Source organism: Nocardioides mesophilus (genome assembly GCF_014395785.1).
In the GTDB taxonomy this organism is placed as follows: Bacteria; Actinomycetota; Actinomycetes; order Propionibacteriales; family Nocardioidaceae; genus Nocardioides_B; species Nocardioides_B mesophilus.
In genome coordinates this window covers 2,976,994-2,996,790 of sequence record NZ_CP060713.1, presented here as the reverse complement: position 1 = coordinate 2,996,790, position 19,797 = coordinate 2,976,994, and the positions used below count along the sequence as shown (strand labels likewise).

Below are 19,797 nucleotides of genomic sequence, written 5' to 3'. Positions count from 1 at the left end.
GCGCCTGCCGGCGTCCCGTCATCTGGAACGTGCCGCTCAGCCGCTCTTCGGGCCGGTCCGCTCGGCGAAGACGATCGCGTTGGAGTCGTAGCCCGAGCCGTTCCAGTCCTCGCAGGTGATCAGCACCAGCCGGCCGGGCACGTCCTGGCTGAACACCCGGGCCGCGTCGCGGGCGAGGCCTGCCTTGCGGTAGACGGTCACGCCGGTCACCGCGTAGTCGATGAGACCCCGGGTGGTGCGCACCTGCACCCGGTCACCGGTGTGCAGCGTCTCGAGGTCGTCGAAGGCCCCGCCGCCGGTGTGGACGGTGTGCCCGGTGATCAGGGCGCCGCCCCGGGCCGCGCCCGGGACTGCTCCCTCGCCCCACCAGCCGAGCGTCTGCGGGTCGGCGGGCGGGAAGAGCACGCCGTCGGTCACGCCGATCTCCACGACCGGGGCGTCCACCCTGAGCTCGGGGACCAGCAGCCGCAAGGGCACGCCGCTGCGGGGCGAGGCCACCGCGGGGGCGGACGGGTCCTGCCCGTCCTGCCCGCCGGTCGCTGGCCGGGCTCGCATCCGGACGGAAGGTTCCACGACGAACGGCGGAGGTGTCGGGGCCGCGACCGGGGCGGCGGCGAAACGTGCCACCGCCCGGTCGGCCTCGTCGAGAAGCCGGGGGGCCGCCCAGGGAAGGGCGACCGTCACGGCAGCCAGGCACAGGCCGAGCACGGCGAGCCACCGGGTGCGGTGGTCGCCGTGCTCAGTCCGATGCTCAGGCCTCGTGGGCACCGTGGTCGCGTCGTCCCAGTCCGAGCCAGCCACCGGCCAGCAGCATGACCAGGCCCGCAGCCACCATCAGCTGGGCGAGCTGGTGCGAGGAGCTGTCACCGGTGTTGCCGGCCAGGCCGGCCTCGACCGCGGTCGGGACCGCAGCCTGGGTGCCGAGGATCGCCGGCGGCGGTCCCACGTTGGCCGACTCACTGCCCTGGACCGTCTCGCTCGGGGAGAGCGTCTCGGTCGGGAGCACCGTCGCGGACTCGCTGGGCGACTCCGACTCCGACGGGGAGATCGACTCGCTCGGCAGCACGGTCGCCGACTCACTCGGCGAGACCGACTCCGACGGGGAGACCGACTCACTCGGCGAGACCGACTCCGACGGGGAGACCGACTCGCTGGGCGAGACCGACTCCGACGGGGAGACCGACTCGCTCGGCGACACCGACTCCGACGGGGAGACCGACTCGCTCGGCGACACCGACTCCGACGGGGAGACCGACTCGCTCGGCGACACCGACTCCGACGGGGACTCGCTCGGCTGCTCGCACGGACCGACCCAGAAGACCTTGGACTTGCTGTCGTTGCCCTGGGAGAACGGGGCGTTGATGGTCAGCTTGACGTGGTAGCCCTGGTTCTGCTGCGGGGCCCCGGTGAAGGAGAGCGTGTAGGTCTCCTGCGCGTCGAGGCCGGCCTCGCTGCCGCCACCGGAGTTGTCGTCGCCACCGATGAAGGGATGCGTGTTGCCGCTGGTCACGCTGAGGCCGGCATCGGCCGTCGGCGCCTGGTCCTCGAAGACGACGGTGGCGTAGTAGTCGCCCTGGTCGAAGCCGTAGAAGTCCACCTGGAACGTGCAGCCGGGGTGCGGCTCGTTGTCCGGGTGGGTGTCGAAGTCGACCCCGTCGATCTTGACGGTGCCGTTGTTGCCGGGAGGGCCGCCGTTGCCCGTCGCCGTCGCGCTGGGGGCGCTGAGGATGACGAGGCCGGAAGCCATGATGAGAGTGCCGAGCGCTGCCATGACGGCGGCGCCTCGTTGCTGCCACGTCAGCTGACGTGACGGACTGGACGTCGTGCCCAAAGGACCCACCCCTTGTTCGTTCTTCACGTGTAACGAGCCACGTGCCCCCACGTAGCGATGTGGGATCCCCGAAGGTGTGGGTCGCACCGAAGCGCGGTCCCGGGTCTGTCTGCTGGCCCCCCAGCGAAGAAACCCCACATCGAAGACGGCGAACCCGTCCCCTCATGTGGCATCCTCCCGCTCGGGGGAGCCACATGCAACACCATTCCCCGGGATCAACGGTGCAAAACGGGACAACCAGCCTCGTTTTCATCTTTTTACCCGCGCTTTACTTTCGCTTTCCGCCCCAGGTGCCCCGTGACTCCCTCCGCGACTGCCCGCGACTGCCCGCGATTCCCGCGCCGCCCGCGCCACCCGGACCGCCCGACGCGGTCGTCCCGCGCTCCGGGTGTCGCTCGGCGGGTGGATTACCCCGGAGTAGGCTGCGGGCCAGCGACCCAGGAGGAGCGGCCAACGTGACCACGACGCACGAGCAGAAGCCCCGCGGGGGCCGGATGCCCCGCAACGCCCGCCGCGTCCAGCTCCTGGAGTCGGCGCTCGAGGTGTTCGTGGCCCAGGGCTACCACGCCGCCGCCATGGACGACATCGCCGACAAGGCGGGCGTCTCCAAACCGGTGCTCTACCAGCACTTCCCCGGCAAGCTCGACCTCTACCTCGCGCTGCTCGACCAGTCGTGCGACACGATCATCGACGCCTGCCGCGAGGCCCTGGCCTCGACCGACGACAACAAGCAGCGGGTCACCGCCACGATGCACGTCTTCTACGACTACGTCGCCAACGCGCACGGCGCCTTCCGGCTGGTGTTCGAGTCCGACCTCACCAACGAGCCGTCGGTGCGCGAGCGCGTCGACCGGGTCACCCGGGAGTGCGCGGAGGCGATCACCGAGGTGATCCACACCGACACCGGTCTGCCTCCCGACCAGGCACGGCTGCTGTCGGTCTCGCTGGTGGGCATGGCACAGGTCTCTGCCCGGTTCTGGCTCGACGCCTCAGGGACCACCGACCGCGAGCAGGCAGCCACCCTGGTGGCAGGCTTGGCCTGGCGAGGGATCCGTGGGTTCCCTCGCACCGACGAACCGACAGAGCACTGACTCGACACAGGAGGTCCTCCGATGGAGGTCAAGATCGGCATCCAGAACGCCAGCCGTGAGCTCGTTCTCGACATGGACCAGCCCGGCGACGAGGTGGAGAAGGCGGTCGGGGCGGCGATCGACAAGGGCATGTTGTCGCTGACCGACAGCAAGGGCCGCCGGGTCATCGTGCCCGCCGACAAGCTGGCCTACGTCGAGATCGGCTCCCCCAGCATCGGTCAGGTGGGCTTCCGCTCCTGACTCCCGGCCTTGCGCCGGGACGGCCGTCGAGGCCATCGCGCGTCCTGCGGGGCGCCTGGTGGCACGGCGGCCGTCGTCGTTCCCGGAGCGGATGTCAGCCGTGGGCCGGTGCCACGCCGATCGGCCGCCGTCAGAGGGTTCAGGTCAGGCGGCGCAGGTCGGGCACCCCCGGGTCAGGCGGCCAGTCCGAGCGCGTCCATCCGTTGCGAGTGGTTCTCGGTCAGCCGGGTGAAGAGCCGCCCGATGGCGGCCAGATCCATCGCGGGCCGGTCCACACCGCCTGCCAGCAGCGCCGACAGCGCGTCCCGCTCCGCCGCGACCCGCTGCGCCTGGGTGAGCGCCTCCCCCATCAGCCGGCGGCCCCACAGCGCGAGCCGGCCGCCGACGCGGTGGTCGGTCTCGATCGCCCGGCGGACCCGGTCCACGACGAAGCGTGACTGGCCGGAGTCGGACAGGCTCTCGATGATCAGGTCGCGCGTGCTCGCATCGAGGAAGGCCGCGATCTCGCGGTAGAAGTCCGCCGCCAGCCCGTCGCCGACGTACGCCTTGACCAGACCCTCGAGCCAGTCGGCGGGCGCGGTGCGGGAGTGGAAGTCGTCGAAGGCCGTGCGGAACGGCGCCATCGCGACGTACGGGTCGGCGCCGAGCTCGCTCAACCGCTCGCTCAGCCGCTCGAAGTGGCCGAACTCGGTGGCCGCCATCCGGGCCAGCTCGGCCTTGTCGGCCATCTCCGGAGCCAGCTTCGCGTCGTCGGCCAGTCGCTCGAAGGCCGAGAACTCGCCGTAGGCGATGGCGCCGAGGAGGTCGACGACGGCTGCCCGGTAGGCCGGGTCCTGCAACGCCACGTCGACGGCGGAGGGTACGTCGCCGTGCCCGGCGAGGCTGAGCTCGACAGGCTCGGGCGGCATCGGCCCCTGCGGCGATTCAGTCATGTCGGCAGCGTAGCGATACAGTGGCGGGAGACGCCGTGGAGTGCAGGACGCTCGGCTGCCCGGGGCCAACCCCCCTGGCACGGAGCGGGAGCCCCGCGGCTCGGCAGACACAATTGACCACGTCGTCCAGAGAACAGGCAAGATCCTGACCACCTTCAGAGACCTCGGGGTGCTCCCCGAGATCGCCGACGCCCTCGAGCGGGCCGGCATCACGACTCCCTTCCCGATCCAGGAGATGACGCTCTCGGTCGCCCTGATGGGCACCGACCTCATCGGCCAGGCACGCACCGGCACCGGCAAGACCCTGGCCTTCGGCATCCCGCTGCTGCAGCGCACCGTCGCTCCCGGCGACGTCGACTACGCCGATCTCGCGGCCCCGGGCAAGCCCCAGGCCCTCGTCGTCGCCCCGACCCGCGAGCTGGCCCTGCAGGTCTCCAGTGACCTCTCGGTCGCCAGCGCCGACCGTGGCATCCGCGTGCTCACCGTGTACGGCGGCGTCGGCTACGACAACCAGCTGGACACCCTCGCCTCCGGGGTCGATGTCGTCGTCGGCACCCCGGGCCGGCTCATCGACCTGATGAACCGCCGCGCCCTCGACCTCTCGCACGTGAAGTGCCTGGTGCTCGACGAGGCCGACGAGATGCTGGACCTCGGCTTCCTGCCCGACGTCGAGCGGCTGATCAGCCGGACCCCGGAGACGCGGCAGACGATGCTGTTCTCCGCGACGATGCCCGGTGCGATCGTGGCGCTGGCCCGGACCCACATGCGGCACCCGATGAACATCCGTGCGGAGTCCTCGGAGTCCCAGCAGACGGTCCCCGCGACCGCCCAGTTCATCTACCAGGTGCACGACCTCGACAAGCCGGAGATGCTCGCGCGGATCCTCCAGTCGGAGAACTCCGGGCTGACGATCGTGTTCACCCGCACCAAGCGCCAGGCGCAGCGGGTCGCCGAGGACATGCAGGAGCGCGGCTTCGACGCCCTCCCGCTGCACGGCGACATGCAGCAGATCGCCCGCGAGAAGGCGCTCAAGAAGTTCCGCGAGGGCAACACCAAGCTGCTCGTCGCCACCGACGTCGCCGCCCGCGGCATCGACGTCGCCGACGTCACGCACGTGATCAACTACAACTGCCCCGAGGACGAGAAGACCTACGTCCACCGGATCGGTCGCACCGGCCGCGCCGGCGCCACCGGTGTCGCGATCACCTTCGTGGACTGGGCCGACGTCACCCGGTGGAAGACCATCAACAAGGCGCTCGACCTGCCGTTCGACGACCCGGCCGAGACCTACTCCAACAGCGAGCACTTCTTCCACGACCAGGGCATCGCGCCGGGCACCAAGGGTCGCCTGGTGCCCGAGAAGCCCCGCGAGCCCTCGGCCGCACGCTCCTCGAGCCGCGACTCCAGCCGCGACTCCAGCCGCGGCTCGAGCCGCGGATCGGGTCGCGACGGCGGTCGTGACGCGGGTCGCGACAGCGGCCGCGACGGAGGTGCCGACTCCTCGCGGGAGGAGCGCCCCAAGCGCAGCCGGAGCCGCAGCCGCACCCGTTCGGGCGAGCGCGTGGACGCCGGCACGAGTCCGGCCGGCACGACCGACTCCGCGACGGCCGCGCCGTCGCAGGCGTCGGCCACCGGTGAGGACGCACCGAAGCGGAGCCGCAACCGGCGTCGGCGCAGCGGCCCCAAGCCGGCCGGCGCCGCCTCCGGCGAGTAGACCGCCGCGGTAGCGCTGCCCTGGCCCAGGGCAGCGGCCCGGGTCGAGTCCTAGGCGACCACGACGACCGAGGTGCCGACCGGCGCGAACCGCCACAGCGCCTTGGCGTCGGGCCGCCACTGCCGGATGCAACCGTGCGAGCGCGGGGAGCCGAGCTCGTCGCGGGTCTGCACCAGCCGGCCGTCCTTGATCGGGATGTCGTGGAAGCCGATCGCGGCGTGGTCGCCGTGGGCGAACCGGACCATGAACTTCATGGTGCCGGAGTCGTCGATGCCCCAGGCCTGCTCCGAGCGTGACCACACGTCGTACTCACCGGGCTGCAGGTTGTCGGTGACGCTGCCCGACACCAGGTAGGTGCGCTGGACCGCTCCGTCGCCGTCGACCAGCCAGACCCGCTGGGCGGCCATGTCGAAGACCACCCGGCGTCCGCTGCCGCTGTCGGCCGGCACCGCCAGCTCCGCCTGGGCCCGGGCGGCACGAGCGGCGCTCTCATGGGAGAACCGGGCGGAGGTCCGGGCGGGGCCCTGCTCAGCGGCCCCGCGGGCGCCTGCCTGCGCGGCCGGGTCCGGCCCCGTCACGTCCTGGGCCGTCTCCGGCCCCGTCGGCCGGGGCACGGAGGTCAGCGTCGCGGTCCGGTCCGCGGCGAGCGCCGCCCCGGTGCCCGGCAGCACGCCGAGGCCGCCGCAGACGGCGATCAGGGTCACCGTCAGAGCGCTCCCCGCTGCGGCGAGACGCCGGTAACGAGGCCTGGGGAGGGCGCGAGGGCGGGCCATGCTCGTCACTCTAGGTGGAGCGCCCGGCCCGCTCGAGGAGGTTGGCCGCGACATCCCGGTAGGCGTTGGCGCCGCGGTTGCTCCGGGCCGTGGACAGGATCGACCGGCCGGCCGCGGGTGCCTCGGCGAACCGGATCGACTTCGGGATCGGCGGCTCGATCACCTCGAGCTCGTAGGTCTCGGAGATGTTGTCCAGGACCGCCCGGGCGTGGTTGGTGCGCCCGTCGTACAACGTCGGCAGCACGCCCCACACCTCCAGCCCGCGGTTGGTGAACCGGCGTACGTCGTGGACGGTGTCGAGCAGCTGGCCGACGCCACGGTGCGAGAGCGTCTCGCACTGCAGAGGGATGAGGACGCCGTCCGCCGCGGTGAGCGCGGCGACGGTGAGCACCCCGAGGGATGGCGGGCAGTCGAGCAGCACCCAGTCGTGACCGCCGGCCTCCCCCGCCGCCAGGTCCTCCAGCGCCATCTTGAGGACGTGCTCGCGCCCGGTCCGGGTGAGCAGGTCGGCCTCGGCGCGAGCGAGCTCGATGGTCGCCGGGAGCAGGTCCACGCCGTCCTCGGTGGCGATCACCGCCTCCCCCGGGGCGAGGCCCTTGGTGAGCACGTGGTGCACCGACAGCTCGAGGTCCTCCGGGTCGATGCCCAGCGAGAAGGTCAGGCACGCCTGCGGGTCGAGGTCGACGAGCAGCACGCGCTGCCCGAGCTCGGCGAGCGCCGCGCCGAGGGAGGCGACGGTCGTGGTCTTGGCGACCCCGCCCTTCTGGTTCGCGATGGCGAGCGTCGTGGTCACGCGGCCCATTGTGCCCGACCCGGAGGTCGGGACCGGTGCAGGAGGTGGCGGTCGGACGACTCAGGAGTCTCTCGAGACCCATCCATCACCAGATTCCATACAATCCTTCGATTTCTCGACGAGAACCGTTGACCCTGAGCGAAAGCGGCTGGTTCAGTGTATGCAATCTCACACTTCCAAGCTCCCGAAGGAGTCGCCGCATGACCGCCATGACCACGCTTCCCACGCTCGGTTCCGCTGTCACCTACGGATACCTCGTCGACATGGTGGAGCGGTACTTCCACTACGTCGACACCTACGACCTCGACGGCGTGCTGAGCTGCTTCGCCGAGGACGCGGTCGTCACCATCCAGTCCGCGCACGCCGTGCACCAGGGCCGCGACGCCGAGATCAAGGCGATGTACGAAGAGCTCTTCGACAACTACCGAGCCCGGATGCGGCACGTGCACTTCCGGCACGTCGCCGACCCGGACAACAGCCGCATCGCCTCACAGTTCAGCGTCGAGCTCACCGGCAAGGACGGCGACGAGGTCCACCTGACGAACTGCAACTTCTGGTACCTCGAGAACGGTCTCTTCAAGCGGATGTACGTCTACATGAGCGACGGGGTCAACGTGCTCCACTGAGCTCTGCCGGCGGCACCCGGCGCGGGACGCGCATGCCAGGACCGGCCCGTTCGTGGTTCGGGTCCGGGCAGTCCGGTCGACCCGCACCGGGCCCGCGGGCCGCTCGGAGGCCGGTCTGGGATGCTGGCGGCCATGGCACCCACGGCACTCGTCACCGGCCCTACCGCGGGCATCGGCACCTGTTTCGCCGAGCAGCTCGCCGCCCGCGGCCACGGCCTCGTCCTGGTCGCCCGCGACGAGACCCGGCTGCGCGAGCTGGCCGGCCGCCTCGGCCAGGAGTACGGCGTCGCGGTCGAGGTGCTGGTCGCCGACCTCTCCGACCGGAAGCAGCTGCGCCGGGTCGAGGCGAGGCTGGCCGAGCCCAGCCGTCCGGTCGACCTGCTGGTCAACAACGCCGGCTTCGGCCTCAAGCGACCCTTCCTCGACAACAGCGTCGAGGACGAGCAGGACATGCTCGACGTACTGGTCACCGCGGTGATGCGCCTGAGCCACGCCGCCCTCGGCGCGATGGTGGGGCGGGGCCACGGCGCGATCGTCAACGTGTCCAGCGTCGCCGGCTTCCTCCCGCGCGGCACCTACAGCGCCGCCAAGGCGTACGTCACCTCGTTCAGCCAGTGGGCCGACCTGACCTACCGCGAGCAGGGGGTGCGGACGATGGCGCTCTGCCCGGGCTTCACCAAGACGGAGTTCCACGCGCGCATGGACGTCAGCCGCGGGTCGGCGCCCGCCTGGATGTGGCTGGAGGCCGACCGGCTGGTGCGCGACGCGCTCGCCGACCTCGAGCGCGGCAAGCGGGTCTCGGTGCCGAGCAGGCGCTACCAGGCGCTCACCGCTCTCGCGCGCTACGTCCCGCCGTCGCTGCTCGGCCGGCTGCAGGGCGTCGGACGCCGCTGACGGAGCTCCGCGGGACAGCCGTCTCCGGTAGACGCACCGATGTGAGCATGGCCTGCCCTTTACGACTTTGTCGGACAAAGCGCACGTAACGCAATAGCGTGGGGAACGTTGCAGCGCGCTGTGGCGGGGGCCTCCGTTCATCGGGAACGACCCCGCCGACGAGGGACGGAACGGACCATGGAGCGTGCGATGGCTGACGCGGCAACCGTCAGGACGACGCCGGAGACCGCGTTGCTCGACCTCGGCGGCCTGCCGCGGATCTTCTGGGAGACCTCGAACGACCTGTTCGTCGTGACCGACAGCCGGGGGGTGCTGCGCGCGGCGAACCCTTCCTGGCACCGCACCCTCGGGTGGAGCTCGTCGCAGTATCCGCGCCTCCGGCTTCGGGATCTGATCCACGACGACGACCTCCCCCTCGCGTTGGAGAACCTCGGCGCCCAGGCGTCCGGCGAGCCGTTCGCGGGGCTCAACCTGCGACTGCGCACCACCGACGGCGACTACCGCGAGATCTCGTGGAGTGGTGTCAGCGACGGACGTTTCTGGTACGCCGCGGGGAGGGACCTCACGGACCTCCAGCGCGCCGAGCGGGCCGCCCGTGAGGCTGCCGCGTTCTGGCAGGCCACGATCGACTCGATCCGGGGAAGCGTCGCCGTCCTCGACGACCGCGGGCACATCGTCGCCGTCAACGAGGCGTGGCGCGAGTTCGGCAGGCGCCAGGGGCTGCCCCAGAGCTCGCCCCTGGGCCAGGACTACCTGGCCGCCTGCGATCGGGCGCCCGACGAGCCGGGCGCACGCAGGGCCGGCGAGGAGATCCGGGCTCTGCTGGCCGGTCGGCGGGATCCGGTGGTCTTCGACTACGCCCTGGACCAGCGCTGGTTCACGTTCGCGGCGACGCCGTTCAGCGGGGAGGGCCCGGCACGGATCGTCATCACGCACACCGACGTCACCGAACGTCGGCGCCTGGAGGAAGAAGCACGGGCCCAGTCGGCGGTGTTCGACCAGTTCAAGGTCGCCGTGGTCGGCACGGACAGGGACTTCCGCATCACGCGCTGGAGCGCCGGCGCCGAGCATCTCTACGGCTGGTCGCAGGCGGAGGCTCTCGGCCGAACCGTGCCGGAGCTGACCGACCCGCGACCGGTATCGGTCGTCGAGAGGCGCAATGCGGTCCTGGACGGCCGCTTCGAGCTCTCCCGCAAGGACGGGACCACCTTCATCGGGCACCTGCGGTGGACGGACCTGCACAACGGCGACGGCCTGGTCACCGGGACGCTGGGCATCGGGATGGACGTGTCGGGCCAGGACCGCGCCGAGAACGACGCCCGGGCCGCTCGCCATCACCTGCAGACGGTCACCGACAGCATGACCGAGGGACTGTTCGCGCTGGACGCCGAGGGCGGCGTCACCCTGATGAACCGGGCCGCGGAGTCCATGCTGGGCTGGTCCTTGGACGAGATCCGCGGCCAGCGCCTCCACGACATCACCCGGCACCGACGGTCGGACGGGACCGTCCACCCGGCGGACGGGTGCCCGATCGGCGGTGCCCGTGAGCAGGCCCAGGTGCTCCAGGTTGACGACGACCTCTTCCTGCGTCGCGACGGGGTCGCCCTCCCCGTCTACTACACCGTGTCTCCGCTGGGGTCCGCTGAGAGTGACGGCTCCGTCGTCGTGTTCATGGACGCCACCCACCTGCGGGCCGAGCAGGAGCGGATGCAGGAGGAGCTCAGCGCCGTCGTGTGGATCCAACGGGTGGAGACGGCTCTGGCGGAAGATCGCTTGCTGCTGTACGCCCAGCCGATCGTCGCCCTGTCCTCGATGTCGGTCACCCAGCACGAGCTCCTGCTGCGCGTCGTCGAGAAGGACGGAGCCCTCTCGCCGCCGGGCGACTACCTGGCCATCGCGGAGGAGTACGGACTGATCGGGGACATCGACCGCTGGGTCCTCCGGCGTGCCATCGACCTCGCCGCAGCCGGCCACGCCGTCGAGGTGAACGTCTCGGCCGCCTCGGTCAGCGATCCGGCGATCCTCGCCGACATCGAGCAGTGGCTCGGCGCGACGGCGGCAGACCCGGCGCTGCTGGTCTTCGAGATCACCGAGACCGCCGTGATCACGAACGAGGAGGCCGGACGCCGGTTCGTCGAACGCATCCACGACCTCGGGTGCAAGGTCGCGCTGGACGACTTCGGCACCGGGCACAGCGGGTTCGCCTACCTCAAGCAGCTGCCCGTGGACTACCTCAAGATCGACATCGAGTTCGTGCACGACCTGTGTCACAACCCCGCCAGCCGGCACGTCGTCGAGGCCGTGGTGAACCTGGCCCGCGGATTCGGCTCGGTCACGGTCGCCGAGGGCGTCGAGGACCTCGACACCCTCGACCTGCTGATCGCCCTCGGGGTGGACTACGCGCAGGGTTACCATCTCGGTCGACCCGCCCCCCTCTTGCCCACCCTCGCCCCGAAGCACCCCGAGGACCAGCCATGACGCAACCGCCCGACCCTCGCTCCGCGAGTCACTCGCAGACCGACCTCGACCGGGAGCAGGCCCTCTCGGAGCTCGACGAGAGCATCGCGACGAGACAGCAGGTCATCGCCGACCACGAGCAGGACCGGCTCGACCGCCAACAGTCCGACCTCGACCGGGAACGGTCCGGCCTCGACGGGTCCTTCCCGACCCGGGTCGACCTCGCGCACCGGCAGTCCGACCTCGACCGCGAGCAGGAGCGGCGCGACACCCGCCAGAAGCAGCTCGACGACGAGCAGACCGGGCGCGACGAGGTGCAGGACTTCCTCGACGGCCAGCAGACCGACATCGACACGGGCGGGGCACCCAGCCTCTCCGACGCCGACCGGGCCGCCCGGCGCCGCCAGGAGGCCGCCCTTGCCCGGGCCGAGGCGGCCCTCAGGCGGGCGGAGTCAGCGCGCCACCGGGCCGAGGCCGCGCTGCGCCGTGCCCAGGAGATCCAGCGGCGCTTCGACGGCGGACAGGCCACCGACCCGGACGCCGGTTAGCCCGGCGGCTCGCGGGGCGGTCACGCCCGGGTTCACCCGGTCCGGCCGGCGGCGCCACCGCGACGGACGGCCAGGCCGGGGTCACTGCCCGACGACGTCCGGGGTGCTGCCGCTCACCCGGGAGGCGGCGGCTGCCGCCAGCTCGAGCAACCGCTCGAACTGCCCGGGATCGGTGGTGTTGCAGCCCAGCTCGTGGTCGACCTTGCCGGTGCCGTGGTAGTCGCTGGAGCCGGTGCGCACCAGGTCGAGGTCCCAGGCGAGGTCGCGCAGCCGCTGCCGGGTCAGCGCGTCGTGGTCCTGGTGGTCGACCTCGATGCCGGCGAGGCCCGCCTCCTTGAGCTCGGCGAGCCCGGCCCGGTCCAGGGCACTGTGCTCGTGGCGGCCGGCCCAGGGGTGGGCCAGCACGCTCACCCCTCCTGCCGCGGTGACGTGAGCGATCATCGCGCGGACGTCGGGGGCGTACCGGTTGACGTAGGCCGGGCCACCGGGTCCGAGGAAGCGGGCGAAGGCCTCGTCGCGGGAGGCGACGACTCCCTTGGCGACCAGCGCATCGGCGACGTGCGGCCGCCCGAGGGCCGCGGCGTTCCCCGCGAGCCGGCGTACGTCGTCCTCGTCGAGGTCGATGTCGACGCGCGCCAGCCGTTCCAGGATCGCCGGCAACCGGCCGTTGCGACCGTCCAGGACACGGTCGAGCTGGGCGATCAGCTCGGGGTGGTCCGGGTCCGGGAGGTAGGCGAGGAGGTGCACCCCGGAGCCGGCGTAACGGGTGCTGATCTCGATGCCCCGCACCAGCCGGATCCCCAGCTCCTCGGCTGCGGCCGCCGCCTCCGCCCACCCGTGGGTGGTGTCGTGGTCGGTGAGGGCGAGGACGTCGAGGCCCTCGGCACGCGCACGGCGCACCAGCTCCGCGGGCGGGTCCGTGCCGTCGGAGCGGTTCGAGTGGGTGTGGAGGTCGATCCGCACGACGGTCAGCCTAACGCCGGGCACGCCCGGTCCCGGGAGGACGCGGGGCGGCTCACCAGGCCGGCGGCGCCCCTCCGAACGGCAGGTCGATCAACGCCGGCCCCAGGTCGGAGAGGTCGTGGAGCACCCACTCGTCCTGGAGCAGCAGCGCCGCCGAGGCCGGTCGGAGCACCAGCCACAGCCAGCGGCCCTGGGCCTCTCCGGCGAACACGGTGCGGTCGAAGGTGACGTCGGTGTCGCTGGTGGAGACCGTCCACAACGGGATCGGGTGTCCGTTGACCCTCACCTTCGCGTGCGGCACCCCGTCGCCGATGTCCGCGCCCGGGTCGGTGCGGGCCACCCCGCGCACCGGGCGCCGAGGCCCACGCCGGGCTCCTCGGAGATGACGGTGACCTCGACCACGCCGTCGAGGTCGGTCGGCCCGGCGCACGAGACGAAGGCGGCCCGCGCGTCCTTCCCCGGCGTCGCGACGCAGCCGAAGTCCGTGATCGCCCAGCCCGGCGTGATCGGCCACGGCAGGAAGCTCGGCAGCGCGGCGCACCGGTTCAGGTGGTCGGCGAAGTCCTCGTAGCCCGCCGTGTCCGGGCGCCACAGCGGTGTCACGGTGCCGTGGTCGGGGCAGACCCACTCGTGGTTCTTCTCGGTGACGGGCGAGGTGCAGCGGGGACATCCGGCGGCCAGCGTCATGTCTCACCCTCATGCGCACGGGTGCGGTGCGTCAAGGCACGAGCCGCTGCTCCACCAGATGGCCGCCCGCCCGCTCCGCAATGAGATATGTGCGCGAAAGCAATCCAAAGACCGCTTCATGCCGAATGCCTCATATCAGGCCGATGCGTGCCACTCGGGTGCCCCGGCGACAACAGGTGGAAGGAATTCACATCCTATGAAGCGCTCGCTACGACTCCTCGCACCCTTGGCCGCGGCGGCTGTGCCGCTGATGATGATGCCGATGGCGGCACACGCGGACACCGGCACCACGTACCAGACCACGCTCAACGCGATCAACGGCTCGGGCGGTTCGGGCAGCTTCACGATGACTGTCAACGGGAACCAGGCCACTGTCGACGAGAGCTTCAGCGGACTGGCCGATCAGTTCAACGGCGCCGCCTACCCGCACGTGCAGCACATCCACATCGGCGCCCAGGGCACGTGTCCGACGATGGATGCGGACCAGAACGGCGACGGGGTGATCAGCACCACCGAGGGTGCACCGTCGTACGGCGGGATCGGGGTTACGCTGAGCACCAAGGGCGACACCAGCCCCGCTGCCGGCACCGACCTCAAGGTCGCGCCGGCCGGTGGCAGCGTCGACTACCACCGGACCTTCACGCTCGACAGCAAGACCATGTCGGCGCTGGAGGCCGGCACCGGGGTGATCGTGGTCCACGGTCTCGACCCCGCCACCCTGAGCCAGGAGGCCCAGGACGCGAAGAGCGACCTGGTCCCCTCGCTGCCGCTGGCAGCCACGTCGCCGGCACTGTGTGGGGCTTTGACGTCGATGCCGACCGGAGGGGTCGCCACCGGGACCGGCTCCACCTCGGGCATCGAGGACTCCGGTCTTCTCGCGCTCGGAGGCGGCCTGCTCGTCGCAGGCGGTGTGCTGTTCTCCACCCGCAAGCGGTCCACGGTCAACGCCGGCTGATCTCACGGTCGACGAGGTAGCAGCTATGTCACACGACAGCTTCCGGGGCGGGCGCACCGCGCTCGCCCTGGCGGCCGTCGCCCTCGGGGTCACGCTGGTTCTCATCGCTGCGCTCTCGCAGCGAGCCGCGCCGGTGGTCCCGCCCTCGGCGGCGGGGACGCTGCACGCACCGCCCGCCGTCTCTGAACCCCCGTCACCGAGTGGAGAGCCTTCCCCGGAACCGGCGAAGCCGCTCCCGGCCTCCGAGCCGGTCTCGATCACCATCTCATCGATCGGGGTGGACTCCCCGGTGTTCCCGATCGGCAAGAACCCCGACGGAACGTTGGCGGTCCCCAGCGGACCGCGGCTGAACCAAGCCGCCTGGTTCGAGAACTCCCCCACCCCCGGCCAGCCTGGGCCCTCGATCATCGAGGGTCACGTGGACAGCACACAGGGACCATCGGTGTTCTTCCGGCTCGGCGACGTGCGCCCCGGCGACACGATCACGGTGCTCCGCCGCGACCGCATCAAGGTGACTTTCACGGTTGACGCGGTGCGCGACTTCCCCAAGGCCGAGTTCCCCACCAAGCTGGTCTACGGCGGGGACCTGGGGACTCCGACCTTGCGGCTGATCACCTGCAGTGACTTCGACCGGGCCATCGGCCACCACACCGGCAACGAAGTGGTCTTCGCCCACCTCACCCGTGTCACCCGCCCCCCGACCTCATGATCGAGGACGCTCCATGAGCACGCACCGAGTATTCGCCCGCCGGTCAGGCCGGACGGGGTCGCCACTTCGCTCCTCGGCGAGACGGCCCGCAGGAGTCGCCCTGCTGGCCGTCGCCGCCGCCCATCTACCGGTCACCCCACACCACCTGGCGGAGGCCCCCTACATTGGTGTGCTGTTCATCGCACTGAGCGTTGTGAGCGTCACACTGGCGGCCACCCTCCTTGTTGCCGACACCCTCCCGGTCTGGGCGGTCAGCGTCGTGGTCAATGCGCTCGCGGTCACCGCCTACGTCGTGTCCCGCGCCACGGCGCTGCCACACCTCGGTGACGACGTCGGCAACTGGACCGAACCGCTGGGGATGGCCGCTGTCCTCGCCGAAACCATCAGCATCCTGATCGCGGTCTCCGTGCTGGTCCAGCGCGTCCCCCGGCGCTGGACCCTGTGGAGCCTGGCAGCAGCCACCGTCCTGGTCACCGCAGGCTGCTCCACCGCGACGGCCGGTGGCGAGGAGCAGCACACCATGCCCGACGGATCCCGGATGAGCGACTCGGCGATGTCGAGCTCTGCGACGGCAACCGACTCACGGCCCTCAGAGTCCGCGCAGATGATCTGCTCCGGGGAGACCCGTGACGCCGTCGTGCGCACCTTCCAGCTCTCAGACCCACCGGCCTCGAGCAGCACCTGGTCCCACCAGGTGTTCAGCTGCACCTATCAGCTGCCCGAGGGGGACCTGAAGCTGAGTGTTCACGATGCCACCGACGAGGCCTCCGGCACCACCTACTTCGCCCAGACACGGGCCGAGTTCGACGACGCGGACTCCATCGACGGCATGCAGAACTTCGGTCTCCCCGCCTTCCAGACGACCGACGGCGTCGTTGTCTTCCTCAAGGACGGCAAGACTCTTCGCGTCGACGCCACCGGGTTGTCCGCCAGCGCGTTTCCGCCGGGGTTCTCAGCCGAGCAGTCCGCCTACAGCGTCGCCGCCGCCGTCATCGCCTGCTGGAGCGAGTAACCAGGGCACCTGCGGACGTCGTGCGGTCTACTGGCAGCCGCGGGCGCCTGGGCCTAGAGTCGCGCAATGTCCGCACCACGGGTCCCGTGCGCCGCTGCCGTCGTCTTCGACGAGCAGGGCCGGCTGCTGATGATCCAGCGTGGCAAGGAGCCGGACAAGGGCTGCTGGAGCCTGCCGGGAGGCAGGCTGGAGCCCGGCGAGTCCTACGAGCAGGCCTGCGCACGGGAGGTGCTGGAGGAGACCGGACTGAGCGTGGTCGTCGGTGAGCCAGTCGGCGAGGTGGAGCTGCCGCTGCCCGGGCAGGGGACGGCGCTCGTCCGCGACTTCCGTTGCGCTCCCTCCCCGGCCAGGACCCGGCCGACGTCCGCGCCGCCGACGACGCCGCGGACATCGGCTGGTTCAGCCGTGAGGAGATCTCGGCCCTGCGGACCTCGCCTGGTCTGCTCCCGACGCTCGTGTCCTGGGGCGTGCTCGCCCAGGGGTGAGGTACAGGGACGCTCGGCAGCGAGCCCGGCCGGCCTGGCTCAGACGTTCCAGCGGAGCACCGCGGGGGTCTCGCGCTCCTGTCCCAGCACGCTCAGGGCAGCCGTCTCCAGGACGAACAGCCGCCCCTCCTGCACCGGCAGGTCCAGCCAGCGCGCCGTGAGCGCGCGCAGCGCGTGCCCGTGGCCGAACACCAGCGCCCGGCCCACCGTGCCGCGCACCCGCTCCACCACGCGGTCGAGCCGCTCGGACACCGCAGCCGGCGACTCGCCGCCCGGCGAGGGGTGTGTCCACACCGTCCAGCCCGGGACGGTCTCACGGATCTCGTCGGTGGTGATGCCCTCGTAGTCGCCGTAGTCCCACTCGACGAGGTCCTTGTCGACCTCGGCGTCGGCGAACCCCGCGAGCTCGGCGGTGCGACGGGCCCGCTGCCGCGGGCTGGTGAGCACCAGGTCGAAGCTGGTCTCCCGCAGCCGCTCGGCCAGCCCGTGCGCGACCTCGACCCCGGAGTCGGTCAGTGGCAGGTCGGTGACGGAGGTGTGCTTGCGGTCGCGGCTCCACTCCGTCTCCCCGTGCCGCACGAGCCAGAGCTCGGTGGCGGGCTCGGCTTCTCCGGTGGGTGCGCTCACCTCACACCGCTCATCAGCGAACGAATGGGCCGGGCACACGCGGCGAGGATCACGCCCACCACGATGGCAGCAATTCCGAGCACCGTGAAGTAGGGAACCTCGTTCTTGGGATCGTAGTAGCCGGTCAGGAGTCCCGACATCGCCGTTCCGAGCGCCACCGACAAGAAGAACAGCGCGACCATCTGGGTCTCGAACTTGGCCGGCGCCAGCTTCGTGGAGAGCGACAGCCCGACCGGCGAGAGCAGCAGCTCGGAGATGGTGAAGAAGAGCAGGACGCCCGCGAGCCCGAGCAGCGGCGCGCTGTTGGGCCCGCCTCCGGACATCGGGATGAACAGCAGGAACGACACCCCGATGCTGATGGTCCCGAGCGCGAACTTGATCGGGGAGGAGGGCTGCCGGTCCCCCAGCTTGGTCCACATCGCCGCGAAGACACCGGCCAGCACGATGATGAAGATCGGGTTGATGGACTGCACCCACGACACCGGCATCTCCCAGCCGAAGAACGTCCGGTCGAGGCGCTTGTCGCTGTAGATCGTGACGACGGTGAACTGCTGCTGGTAGAGCGACCAGAACACCGCGCTCGCGATGAACATCGGGATGAAGGCGTAGACCCGGCGGCGCTCGACACCGGTGACCTGCTTGCTGGTGAGGATCACCGCGAAGTAGATCACCGCGGCGATCCCGCTGGCCCAGGCCACGATGTCGGCCAGGTTGCCGGTGTTGATCAGACCGGTCAGGCACAGCACCACGATCGCGGCCACCGCGAGCAGACCCGCGACGACGAACTTCGGGGCCGAGCCCGCCGGCAGCGGGTGCGGCACCGTCCGGGTCTCGTCGGGCAGGCCGCTGCGACCCAAGGTGTACTGCACCAGGCCGATCGCCATGCCGACGGCGGCCAGGCCGAAGCCGAAGTGGAAGCCCCAGTTCTTCTGCAACAGCCCGGTCAGCAGCGGACCGACCAGCGCGCCGAGGTTGATGCCCATGTAGAAGATCGAGAAGCCCGCGTCACGCCGCTCGTCGTGCTCGTCGTAGAGCGAGCCGACCAGCGAGGTGGCGTTCGCCTTGACGCCGCCGCTGCCCAGCGCGATCAGCACCAGACCGAGGCCCACGCCGGCCAGGCCGGGGACCAGCGCCAGGGAGATGTGCCCGAGCATCACCACGACCGCGCTGTAGAACAGCGTCCGCTCCGGACCGATCACCCGGTCGGCCAGCCAGGCCCCGAAGACGGTCGAGAGGTAGACCCCGCCGCCGTACGCCCCCACGATGCCGGCGGCCACGCCCTCGTCGATCCCGAGGCCACCCTTGGACGCCGAGTAGTAGAGGTAGATCAGCAGGATGCCTTGCATCCCGTAGAAGGAGAACCTCTCCCACATCTCGACGCCGAAGAGGTTGGCGAGGACGCGGGGCTGACCGAAGAAGGTCTTCTCGCCGGTGGGTGCAGGAGTCGTGGTCCGAGTAGTCACGTCGCATCACCTTGCCAGGATGTCCGCGTTGTCCGCCAATCGAGACGGCCGGTCAGGCGCGTGATACCCGGGCGTGACGACGCTCACACCTCGCGGCCGGGCCAGTTCCTGTCCGGGACCGGAGCGGGACGGGCCGGCTGCTCGCCGCCCCGTTCGGCCAGGTAGCTGTCCTTGGGCACCATCACCTTGCGACGGAAGACGCACACCACGGTGCCGTCCTGGTTGTAGCCGATGGTCTCCACGTGCACCACGCCGCGGTCGTCCTTCGACTTCGACTCCCACTTGTCCAGCACAGTGGTCTCGCCGTAGATGGTGTCACCGTGGAACGTGGGCGCCACGTGACGCAGCGACTCGACCTCGAGATTGGCGATCGCCTTGCCGCTGACGTCGGGGACGCTCATGCCGAGCAGCAGCGAGTACACGTAGTTGCCGACCACCACGTTGCGCCCGAACTGGGTGGTGTTCTCCGCGTAGTTGGCGTCGAGGTGCAGGGGGTGGTGGTTCATCGTCAGCAGGCAGAACAAGTGGTCGTCGTACTCCGTGACCGTCTTGCCCGGCCAGTGCTTGTACGTCGCCCCGACCTCGAACTCCTCGTAGCTCCGCCCGAACTGCATCCGCTGCTCCTCGCCTCGACTCGCTGACAGGATGCCGGACGACGGTCACGGACGCGCGGGCGGGGTCGGCCCCGACAGCGATAAAAAACGCTTCTCCCACTCGATGGCGGGGCCGACCCCGGCCACGCGGCAGGGACAGCCTTGGCCGATCAGCTCCCGCCGCCTCCGGCCTTGCGACGGTGCATCTTCGGCGCCCCGCCGACAACCTCGGGCCCGTGGGCCTTGGACCGGGAGCCGGCGCCGTCCTCGGGTGGTCGTGGGCCTGCTTGCGGTCGAGCGCCTCGCGCATCTTGGCCTTGATGTCGTCGTTGCCCGCCCCGTTGTCGGAGCCTTGCTTCTGCGTCATGGGTGCCATCTCCAGCGTCGAGTCCCCGGCGCCGTCG

Annotated in this window: 20 protein-coding genes and 2 pseudogenes; 12 read left to right on the top strand and 10 right to left on the bottom strand. The window is 70.9% G+C overall.

Annotated features, from left to right (window positions below; genetic code table 11):
* Positions 1-36 precede the first annotated feature (36 nt).
* Together H9L09_RS14555 and H9L09_RS14550 are read right to left on the bottom strand one after the other, a co-directional pair.
* Positions 37-801: a class F sortase gene (locus tag H9L09_RS14555; protein WP_246456037.1), complete on the bottom strand. Its 765-nt coding sequence runs from the start codon at positions 799-801 to the stop codon at positions 37-39.
* The gene (locus H9L09_RS14550; RefSeq protein ID WP_187577599.1) at positions 752-1,771 is read right to left on the bottom strand and encodes a hypothetical protein; all 1,020 of its coding nucleotides are present in this window, start codon (positions 1,769-1,771) and stop codon (positions 752-754) included. The genes H9L09_RS14555 and H9L09_RS14550 overlap by 50 nt, the downstream gene beginning before the upstream one ends.
* 515 nt (positions 1,772-2,286) lie before the next feature.
* On the opposite strand from H9L09_RS14550, the gene H9L09_RS14545 reads away from it, so the two are divergent.
* Both H9L09_RS14545 and H9L09_RS14540 read left to right on the top strand, forming a co-directional pair.
* Positions 2,287-2,922, top strand: a complete 636-nt coding sequence (locus H9L09_RS14545; RefSeq protein ID WP_246456036.1) for a TetR/AcrR family transcriptional regulator — start codon at positions 2,287-2,289, stop codon at positions 2,920-2,922.
* Between the two features lie 21 nt (positions 2,923-2,943).
* Complete coding sequence (locus H9L09_RS14540; protein ID WP_187577598.1) at positions 2,944-3,162, top strand: DUF3107 domain-containing protein; 219 nt, start codon at positions 2,944-2,946, stop codon at positions 3,160-3,162.
* Between the two features lie 173 nt (positions 3,163-3,335).
* On the opposite strand, the gene H9L09_RS14535 is transcribed toward H9L09_RS14540, so the two are convergent.
* Entirely contained in the window at positions 3,336-4,094 is a 759-nt protein-coding gene (locus H9L09_RS14535) for a ferritin-like fold-containing protein (RefSeq protein WP_246456035.1), read from the bottom strand.
* A gap of 169 nt (positions 4,095-4,263) precedes the next feature.
* On the opposite strand from H9L09_RS14535, the gene H9L09_RS14530 reads away from it, so the two are divergent.
* The gene (locus tag H9L09_RS14530; RefSeq protein ID WP_187577597.1) at positions 4,264-5,808 is read left to right on the top strand and encodes a DEAD/DEAH box helicase; all 1,545 of its coding nucleotides are present in this window, start codon (positions 4,264-4,266) and stop codon (positions 5,806-5,808) included.
* 50 nt (positions 5,809-5,858) lie between these two features.
* On the opposite strand, the gene H9L09_RS14525 is transcribed toward H9L09_RS14530, so the two are convergent.
* Both H9L09_RS14525 and H9L09_RS14520 read right to left on the bottom strand, forming a co-directional pair.
* On the bottom strand, positions 5,859-6,512 hold the full coding sequence (locus H9L09_RS14525) for a L,D-transpeptidase (RefSeq protein ID WP_187577596.1): 654 nt from the start codon (positions 6,510-6,512) through the stop codon (positions 5,859-5,861).
* A gap of 79 nt (positions 6,513-6,591) precedes the next feature.
* The gene (locus tag H9L09_RS14520; RefSeq protein WP_246456034.1) at positions 6,592-7,374 is read right to left on the bottom strand and encodes a ParA family protein; all 783 of its coding nucleotides are present in this window, start codon (positions 7,372-7,374) and stop codon (positions 6,592-6,594) included.
* Between the two features lie 200 nt (positions 7,375-7,574).
* Between H9L09_RS14520 and H9L09_RS14515 the strand changes: the two genes are divergently transcribed.
* The 4 genes from H9L09_RS14515 to H9L09_RS14500 all read left to right on the top strand — a co-directional run bounded on the left by H9L09_RS14515 (position 7,575) and on the right by H9L09_RS14500 (position 11,899).
* Positions 7,575-8,000 (top strand): nuclear transport factor 2 family protein, encoded by a 426-nt coding sequence (locus H9L09_RS14515; RefSeq protein ID WP_223164058.1) that lies wholly within the window; start codon positions 7,575-7,577, stop codon positions 7,998-8,000.
* A 132-nt stretch (positions 8,001-8,132) separates the two neighbouring features.
* The gene (locus H9L09_RS14510; protein WP_187577594.1) at positions 8,133-8,894 is read left to right on the top strand and encodes an SDR family NAD(P)-dependent oxidoreductase; all 762 of its coding nucleotides are present in this window, start codon (positions 8,133-8,135) and stop codon (positions 8,892-8,894) included.
* A 189-nt stretch (positions 8,895-9,083) separates the two neighbouring features.
* On the top strand, positions 9,084-11,372 hold the full coding sequence (locus tag H9L09_RS14505) for an EAL domain-containing protein (RefSeq protein ID WP_187577593.1): 2,289 nt from the start codon (positions 9,084-9,086) through the stop codon (positions 11,370-11,372).
* Positions 11,369-11,899: a hypothetical protein gene (locus tag H9L09_RS14500; protein ID WP_187577592.1), complete on the top strand. Its 531-nt coding sequence runs from the start codon at positions 11,369-11,371 to the stop codon at positions 11,897-11,899. Before H9L09_RS14505 ends, H9L09_RS14500 begins: the two co-directional genes overlap by 4 nt.
* Positions 11,900-11,980: 81 nt before the next feature.
* On the opposite strand, the gene H9L09_RS14495 is transcribed toward H9L09_RS14500, so the two are convergent.
* Positions 11,981-12,862: a PHP domain-containing protein gene (locus tag H9L09_RS14495; RefSeq protein ID WP_187577591.1), complete on the bottom strand. Its 882-nt coding sequence runs from the start codon at positions 12,860-12,862 to the stop codon at positions 11,981-11,983.
* Positions 12,863-12,914: 52 nt separating this feature from the next.
* A pseudogene (locus H9L09_RS22675) lies at positions 12,915-13,549 on the bottom strand (DUF6758 family protein).
* A gap of 262 nt (positions 13,550-13,811) precedes the next feature.
* Between H9L09_RS22675 and H9L09_RS14485 the strand changes: the two are divergent.
* From H9L09_RS14485 to H9L09_RS21680, 5 genes and pseudogenes are all read left to right on the top strand, one after another.
* Positions 13,812-14,504 carry a hypothetical protein gene (locus tag H9L09_RS14485; protein WP_246456030.1) on the top strand — a complete coding sequence of 231 codons (693 nt, stop codon included), beginning with the start codon at positions 13,812-13,814 and terminating at the stop codon, positions 14,502-14,504.
* A gap of 25 nt (positions 14,505-14,529) precedes the next feature.
* Positions 14,530-15,213 (top strand): class F sortase, encoded by a 684-nt coding sequence (locus H9L09_RS14480; protein WP_187577589.1) that lies wholly within the window; start codon positions 14,530-14,532, stop codon positions 15,211-15,213.
* A 169-nt stretch (positions 15,214-15,382) separates the two neighbouring features.
* Positions 15,383-16,225 (top strand): hypothetical protein, encoded by an 843-nt coding sequence (locus tag H9L09_RS14475; protein WP_187577588.1) that lies wholly within the window; start codon positions 15,383-15,385, stop codon positions 16,223-16,225.
* Between the two features lie 66 nt (positions 16,226-16,291).
* Positions 16,292-16,459 (top strand): annotated as a pseudogene (locus tag H9L09_RS22670) (NUDIX hydrolase); the annotation flags it as partial.
* A gap of 95 nt (positions 16,460-16,554) precedes the next feature.
* A complete protein-coding gene (locus H9L09_RS21680) occupies positions 16,555-16,710 on the top strand; it encodes a hypothetical protein (RefSeq protein ID WP_223164057.1) in 156 nt (51 codons plus the stop codon).
* Positions 16,711-16,749: 39 nt separating this feature from the next.
* Here H9L09_RS21680 and H9L09_RS14465 read toward each other — a convergent pair whose 3' ends face one another.
* The 3 genes from H9L09_RS14465 to H9L09_RS14455 form a co-directional block, all read right to left on the bottom strand.
* Positions 16,750-17,337 (bottom strand): histidine phosphatase family protein, encoded by a 588-nt coding sequence (locus H9L09_RS14465; RefSeq protein ID WP_187577587.1) that lies wholly within the window; start codon positions 17,335-17,337, stop codon positions 16,750-16,752.
* Positions 17,334-18,800, bottom strand: a complete 1,467-nt coding sequence (locus tag H9L09_RS14460; RefSeq protein WP_187577586.1) for a peptide MFS transporter — start codon at positions 18,798-18,800, stop codon at positions 17,334-17,336. The genes H9L09_RS14465 and H9L09_RS14460 overlap by 4 nt, the downstream gene beginning before the upstream one ends.
* Before the next feature lie 83 nt (positions 18,801-18,883).
* On the bottom strand, positions 18,884-19,414 hold the full coding sequence (locus H9L09_RS14455) for a MaoC family dehydratase (RefSeq protein WP_187577585.1): 531 nt from the start codon (positions 19,412-19,414) through the stop codon (positions 18,884-18,886).
* Positions 19,415-19,797 lie beyond the last annotated feature (383 nt).